The organism is Pantoea sp. USMM079 (assembly GCF_037153115.1).
Taxonomy (GTDB): Bacteria; Pseudomonadota; Gammaproteobacteria; order Enterobacterales; family Enterobacteriaceae; genus Pantoea; species Pantoea communis.
This window is the reverse complement of record NZ_JBBCKX010000025.1, coordinates 71923-78348: the sequence shown is the minus strand read 5'-3', so window position 1 is coordinate 78348 and position 6426 is coordinate 71923. Positions and strand designations below refer to the sequence as shown.

The window sequence follows — 6426 nt, the reverse complement described above, 5'->3', positions numbered from 1 at the left end:
CAGGGCTGGTGCTGCCGGAAAGAAGAGTGCGGCATTACCCAAGGGCGGTAAAAAAGAAGCCGCAACGTTATCCGCTGCGGCCTCCATTAAGATCTTAACTGACAAGCATTAAGCGTTAAGCTCCCTTTTTTGTCAGTACATCACTTCGTGACCATATCCTGTCAGAATACTTTTGACCCGTTCCATCGTCTCTTTACTGGGTGGTTTAACGCCATCCAGTTTGTACTCTTCACCCATGGCAATCCATTTATGCTTGCCCAGTTCATGGTAGGGCAGTAGCTCAATCTTCTCGACGTTCTCCATATCTTTCGTAAATTCGCCGAGGCGATGGGCAGAATCATCATCATCGGAATAGCCGGGCACCACGACAAAGCGAATCCAGGTACGTTTGCCTTTCTTCTGCAGATAGCGTGCGAAATCGAGGGTGCGATGATTGGAGACGCCAACCAGAATCTGGTGCACATCATCATTGATTTGTTTTAGGTCGAGCATCACCAGATCGGTGGCATCCAGCAGTTCGTCGATCACTGGATCGTAACGACGTACAAAGCCGTTGGTATCCAGGCAGGTGTGAATGCCTTCTGCCTTACAGGCACGGAACCAATCACGCACAAACTCGGCTTGTAAGATCGCTTCCCCACCTGATGCCGTTACTCCTCCGCCAGAGGCATTCATAAAGTGACGATACGACAGTGCATCTTTCATCAGGTCGTCCACCGTGACTTCTTTGCCACCGTGGGTGTCCCAGGTGTCGCGATTATGGCAGTAGAGGCAGCGCATCAGGCAGCCCTGGAAGAAGGTGATAAAACGGATGCCGGGACCGTCAACGGTGCCGCAGGATTCAAATGAGTGGATACGACCGATGGTTGACATTGCGATGTATTCTCCGGGTTAGCCTCAACATCAGGCGGCACAATCTGTGTTGTGCTCTTGGATTAAAGTCGATTTTGCCAGGCTGCCAGCGAAAGCAAACTGGCAAAACAGACTTGTGGAGAAAAGGCTCCCGCAGGAGCCTTTACATTTCAGGGAAGATTACAGGGACTGAGTGAAAGTACGGGTAATCACATCCTGCTGCTGCTCTTTGGTCAGCGAGTTGAAGCGCACAGCATAACCGGAAACGCGAATGGTCAACTGAGGATATTTCTCCGGATGTTCCATCGCATCCAGCAGCATCTCACGGTTCATCACGTTGACGTTCAGGTGCTGGCCGCCCTCGATATTGGCTTCATGGTGGAAGTAACCATCCATCAGGCCCGCAAGGTTGGTTTTACGCACGTTGTCATCTTTACCCAGTGCATTTGGCACGATGGAGAAGGTATAGGAAATACCATCTTTCGCGTAAGCAAACGGCAGTTTGGCAACAGAGGTCAGTGAGGCAACGGCACCTTTCTGATCGCGACCGTGCATAGGGTTAGCACCTGGACCGAATGGCGCACCTGCACGACGACCATCAGGGGTGTTACCGGTTTTCTTACCGTACACCACGTTAGAGGTGATGGTCAGCACCGACTGGGTAGGTACTGCATTACGATAGGTTTGCAGTTTCTGAATTTTCTTCATGAAACGTTCAACCAGGTCACACGCCATATCATCGACGCGTGAATCGTTGTTACCAAACTGCGGATACTCGCCTTCAATCTCGAAATCTACGGCCAGACCATCCGCATCACGCACGGCTTTTACTTTGGCATATTTAATGGCAGACAGGGAATCCGCCGCCACTGACAAGCCTGCGATACCACACGCCATGGTGCGATAGACGTCACGGTCATGCAGCGCCATTAGTGAAGCTTCATAGCTGTACTTATCATGCATGTAATGGATGATATTCAATGAGGTGACATACTGTTTAGCCAGCCAATCCATGAAGTGATCCAGACGTGCCATCACAGTGTCGAAATCCAGAATTTCATCAGTGATTGGCGCTTCTTTCGGGCCAACCTGCATTTTCAGTTTTTCGTCCACGCCACCGTTGATTGCATACAGCAGTGTTTTAGCGAGGTTGGCGCGGGCGCCGAAGAACTGCATCTGTTTGCCGACAATCATTGGGCTCACACAGCAGGCGATCGCGTAGTCATCGTTATCAAAGTCAGGGCGCATCAGATCGTCATTCTCATACTGCAATGAAGACGTATCGATAGAGACTTTGGCCGCATATTTCTTAAAGTTAACCGGCAGCTTTTCTGACCACAGAATGGTCATGTTAGGTTCCGGTGATGGGCCCATGGTGTACAAGGTATTCAGGAAGCGGAAGGTACTTTTGGTGACTAAAGTACGGCCATCGACACCCATACCGGCCAGAGACTCGGTTGCCCAGATTGGGTCACCTGAGAACAGTTCGTCATATTCTGGAGTGCGCAGGAAACGTACCATACGCAGTTTCATCACCAGGTGGTCAATTAACTCCTGCGCGCCTTCTTCAGTCAGTTTGCCCGCTTTAATATCACGGTCGATATAAACATCGAGGAAGGTGGATACGCGACCGAAAGACATCGCGGCGCCGTTCTGTGATTTCACCGCGGCCAGATAGCCGAAGTAGGTCCACTGTACAGCCTCTTGCGCTGTGGTAGCGGGCAGAGAAATATCAGAGCCGTATTTGGCAGCCATTTCTTTAATCTGGCCAAGCGCACGGTGTTGCTCGGAGATTTCTTCACGCAGGCGGATGGTGGCTTCAAGATTGACACCATTTTCCATATCGCTTTGCAGTGAATTGAACTGCGCCACTTTATCTTTCATCAGATAATCGATGCCGTACAGCGCCACGCGGCGATAGTCACCGATGATACGACCACGACCATAAGCATCTGGCAGACCGGTTAAGACACCGGATTTACGGCAGCGCAGAATATCAGGGGTATAGACATCGAACACACCCTGGTTATGAGTTTTACGATAGTCGGTAAAGACTTTTTTCAGGGCTGGGTCGAGTTCACGGCCATAAACCTTACAAGAGCCCTCGACCATTTTGATGCCGCCAAACGGGATAATGGCGCGTTTCAGTGGAGCTTCAGTTTGCAGACCTACGATGGTCTCCAGCGATTTATTGATATAACCCGCATCATGTGAAGTGATGGTAGAAGCCAGGTCGGTATCGAAATCAACCGGTGCATGGGTGCGGTTCTCAATCTTAATACCTTCCAGCACGCTGTCCCACAGTTTAGTGGTGGCGGGTGTGGCGCCTGCGAGGAAAGATTCGTCACCTTCATAGGGGGTGTAGTTTTTCTGGATAAAGTCACGGACGTTGACACCGTTCTGCCATTCGCCGGCGCTAAATCCTTCCCAGGCTGACGCCATTTTTTCGTTAAGTTCGGACATGATATACCTGCCTTATTTAGGGAGACTCTGACGATGACGTGCCCTTGAGCACGCCCGTATCAATTGTTTAGTGAACCGGCTCATCACCACGAAGATAGATGACCCAGTAGGTCAAACCGACTAACAATCCGCCGCCGATAATGTTGCCGATTGTCACGGGAATAAGGTTGTTAACAATAAAGTCGCCAACGCTGAGAGAGGGGAACTGTGCGGCGCTGGAGCCGGCCAGTTGCCAGAATTCCGGGCTGGCGAAGTCGCGAATGACAATTGCCATAGGGATTAAAAACATGTTGGCGATGCTGTGCTCAAACCCACTGGCAACGAACATCCCGACCGGCAATATCATGGCAAACATTTTGTCAAACAGACTGCGGCCGGAGTAACTCATCCATACGGCCAGGCAAACCATCAGATTAGCCAGTGTGCCGAGGCTAACGGCCTCAATAAACGTGTGATGCATTTTGTGATCGGCGGTTTGCAGGACGTTCAAACCCCACGCGCCGTTGGCAACCATATGTTCACCCGCTAACCAAATCAGCGCGACAAAGAACAGCGCACCAAACAGGTTACCGATATAGACATTCAGCCAATGACGACCGAGTTGCATCCAGGTGATGCGCCCGCTGGCTTTCGCCACCACAATCAAAACCGTCGAAGTGAAAAGGTCCGCGCCACATACCACAACCAGCATCAAACCCAGAGAGAAGCAGATACCGCCAATCAGTTTCGCAATACCGTAGGGCATTGCGCCACTGCCCGTGGTGGCAGTAATGTAGAAAACAAATGCGATAGAAATAAATACGCCAGCAGTGATGGCTAAGAAGAAGGTGGTTAAAGGATGTTTAGTGGCTTTATAGACGCCGGCATCTTCAGCAACTTTCGCCATGGCCGCGGGTAATAATGCATTAAAAGGGTTGTCAGCTTTCACACTAACGCTCTCCTGAAATTGTCTGTAAAGATACTAACAAAGGAGTATAGGTCAGGAATTGATGTGGATCATAAATGGCAGGGAGGTACGGGGTAAGCGAGGCGTTAAGCTAAGGAATTTGCATGTAACAATTTGAATTATAACAACTAAAAAATTTTTAATTTATGCAAAATAAGTTTAATGAAGGATCTTTGAAATTGACTTAATGTTAATTCAGTTTAATCAATGAAACTGAATTGTTAATTATCAATATTCAATGTTGAGTATGACAATTTGAAGCAAAAAAAATGGCACCGGGATTAATCAGTGCCATTCTCAACGTTAGCAAAAATATCGCGCTAAGCGCTCGTGAATATTACTTCGACCAGTAGTTGCGCTTTGCTGCCTGCAGTTTTTCATAGGCGGCCAGCAGGGCCTGATGAGCCGGGAAGGCTTTGAGATCGAGGTCCACTGCCTGCAAGCCGTAGAATGGCGCTTCACCGCTGATCGCTGCAGAAGCGGCATCAACGGCGTCTTCGCCATACATCCGCACAAAGGCACGATGATATTGCAGAGGATCGCGTTCTTCCTCCATGGCGAGCAACAGCAGGGTTTGCAGGCAACGGTAATAGTTGGCGCGTTCAGCGCTGAAGATTGACTGGTTGAACTCCATGGTCCATTCCGTCCAGATCAAAGCCTGATCCAAATCTCCGCCCGCCAATGCCAGCATGGCTTTCAGCTCGCCAATACGTAGGGTGTACCAGCCATTGTCTTTACCTGACGCCAGACCCAGCAGCTCACGGACGCGAGTGAAGTCGTCATGACCTTCTTCATCCAACTGCTCGATGAGGTTCAGATACGCCTCCGGTTCCCATTCACTGGCTGGCAGCGCCAGCAACGTTTCACGCAGCGGCGCGCCCATGCTGTTGTTGGCCAATAACAGGTCTTCTGCCGGATAAATATCTGACATGCCCGGTACGATGATACGGCAGGCATAAACGCCCAGATGCTCATAATCCGCGATGTAAACCTCTTGATCTTCCGCGCGGAAGATAGCCATCAGCGTATCAAACTCTTCGTGCGTGCTGCCTGAGAAACTCCAGTCGACGAAAGGATAATCCGCATCATCTTTGAACATGTCCCAGGAGATTAAACCACTGGAATCGATAAAGTGGGTTTCCAGGTTGGCGTGTTCAGCCACTTCTTCATCATCAAAGGTCGGTGGGGTGAAGACATCCAGGTCTTTCAGCCCACGGCCCTGGAGCAGTTCAGTAACGGTACGTTCCAATGCCACACCAAAGTCAGGGTGCGCGCCGAATGAAGCAAAGCAAGTGCCGTTGGCCGGGTTAAACAACACTACGCAGATAACCGGGTACTTGCCGCCCAGTGAAGCATCGTAAGAGAAGATCGGGAAACCTTCGGCTTCCAGACGTTCAATCGCCTCAATCACGCCGGGGTAGCGCTGCATCACTTCAGCAGGAATTTCTGGCAGGCTAATTGACTCAGCGATAATGCGGTTTTTGATGTGGCGCTCAAAGACTTCAGACAGGCCTTGTACACGCGCTTCATTCGCGGTGTTACCGGCAGACATGCCGTTAGAAACATACAGGTTGCCTATGATGTTCATCGGGATGTACACCGTCTGCTGGTCGGATTGACGGGTAAATGGCAGGCCGCAGATACCACGGTCAACATTACCTGACTGCAGGTCAATCAGATCTGAGGCGCTCAGACTATCTTCTGGATCGTAAAATTTCTGCAGACGCGCATCCAGAATCCCTGCTGGCAAACTGTCATCGTCGGTCAATGGGAACCACTTCTCATTCGGGTAGTGAACGAAATCGCCGTTGGCGATGGACTGACCGAGCCAGAAATCGGCGAAGAAGTAGTTGGTTGAGAGACGCTCAAAATATTCGCCTAACGCCGAAGCCAGTGCCGCTTTCTTACTGGCACCTTTACCATTGGTAAAGCACAGCGGGCAGTCGCGATCGCGGATATGCACAGACCAGACGTGTGGAACCGGGTTCAGCCAGGAGGCTTCTTCAATGTTGAAGCCCAGGTCCTGCAGTTTGTGCTGGAAACGTGCGATGGAGTCTTCCAGTGCGGCGTCTTTTCCTGGAATAAACGTTTGCGTCATGTTGGCGCTCTCTCAAGTCGATGGGGTGGGCGTAAAGCGCGCAATGATACGGGTTTTGCGCCTGCTT

The 6426-nt window shown here is 50.6% G+C and carries 4 protein-coding genes; all 4 read right to left on the bottom strand.

What is annotated here, in order from left to right; genetic code table 11:
• Positions 1–132: 132 nt before the first annotated feature.
• The 4 genes from pflA to ycaO all read right to left on the bottom strand — a co-directional run bounded on the left by pflA (position 133) and on the right by ycaO (position 6359).
• Positions 133–873 (bottom strand): pyruvate formate lyase 1-activating protein, encoded by a 741-nt coding sequence (pflA, locus tag WFP70_RS22595; RefSeq protein ID WP_097119329.1) that lies wholly within the window; start codon positions 871–873, stop codon positions 133–135.
• Positions 874–1032: 159 nt separating this feature from the next.
• On the bottom strand, positions 1033–3315 hold the full coding sequence (gene pflB, locus WFP70_RS22590) for a formate C-acetyltransferase (RefSeq protein ID WP_097119328.1): 2283 nt from the start codon (positions 3313–3315) through the stop codon (positions 1033–1035).
• Positions 3316–3382: 67 nt separating this feature from the next.
• The gene (gene focA, locus WFP70_RS22585; protein WP_034820596.1) at positions 3383–4243 is read right to left on the bottom strand and encodes a formate transporter FocA; all 861 of its coding nucleotides are present in this window, start codon (positions 4241–4243) and stop codon (positions 3383–3385) included.
• Positions 4244–4598: 355 nt separating this feature from the next.
• A complete protein-coding gene (gene ycaO, locus WFP70_RS22580) occupies positions 4599–6359 on the bottom strand; it encodes a 30S ribosomal protein S12 methylthiotransferase accessory factor YcaO (RefSeq protein WP_182057583.1) in 1761 nt (586 codons plus the stop codon).
• Positions 6360–6426: the final 67 nt, after the last annotated feature.

Bases quoted from the DNA above. Each gene is read 5' to 3' on its own strand.
- pflA (WP_097119329.1), bottom strand. From the start codon at position 873: ATGTCAACCATCGGTCGTATCCACTCATTTGAATCCTGCGGCACCGTT.
- pflB (WP_097119328.1), bottom strand. From the start codon at position 3,315: ATGTCCGAACTTAACGAAAAAATGGCGTCAGCCTGGGAAGGATTTAGC.
- ycaO (WP_182057583.1), bottom strand. From the start codon at position 6,359: ATGACGCAAACGTTTATTCCAGGAAAAGACGCCGCACTGGAAGACTCC.